This window comes from Halobellus sp. Atlit-38R (assembly GCF_003665925.1).
GTDB classification, from domain to species: domain Archaea; phylum Halobacteriota; class Halobacteria; order Halobacteriales; family Haloferacaceae; genus Haloquadratum; species Haloquadratum inordinatus.
Map to the genome: position 1 here is coordinate 1 of NZ_QXIJ01000119.1, position 621 is coordinate 621.

Annotated in this window: 1 protein-coding gene and 1 pseudogene; both read right to left on the reverse strand. The window is 54.6% G+C overall.

Annotated features, from left to right (window positions below):
- Window positions 1-194 (reverse strand): annotated as a pseudogene (locus tag D3D02_RS21335) (hypothetical protein); the annotation flags it as partial.
- 70 nt (window positions 195-264) lie between these two features.
- Window positions 265-621, reverse strand: a 357-nt coding sequence (locus D3D02_RS18420; protein ID WP_147435720.1) for a sensor histidine kinase KdpD, incomplete at its 5' end; no start/stop codon positions are given.

Sequence of the window (621 nt, forward strand, 5' to 3'; positions counted from 1 at the left end):
GTCGCGACTCGCTCAAGGCCGTCAGCGGCGCTGGTAGTCGTTTCCACACTGAATCGATCGTCTTCACGCTCGAGCATTTCCGCGGTTAGCTCCGAAAAACTCGGCTCATCGTCGACGTGAAGGACTGAAATCGGATTCCTAGCACTCATGTTAAAAGTTCTGATATAGTATTTGAAACCACAGAGTATAACCATATCCACATCGGCATCACATACTCATTCGTGTAGACGGGCGACAATTTAGGGTTACACCCGAATCGGTATCCTACGAGGAGAGCTGAACGTCAGTGATTTCGAAGCGGGCGCCGTCAGCGGACGCGTCCGCTACAGTAATCGACCAGCCGTGTCCCTCGATGATACTCCGGACGATCGAGAGACCGAACCCGGTGCCTCCCTCACCCGTCGAGTAGCCATGATCAAACACTTGCTCACGAGCATCGTCGGGGATCCCGTCACCTGAATCTTCGACGTAGAACCCGTTGTTGATCTTTCCCACTCCGACAGTGACATCATCGCCGCCGTGTTCGATTGCTTTCCGAAAGAGGTTCTCAAAGGCTTCTTCCAGTCGATCCCGGTCGGCCTCGACGATGGTGTCATCGGTGCCGAGGTCGAGAGTCGCCGT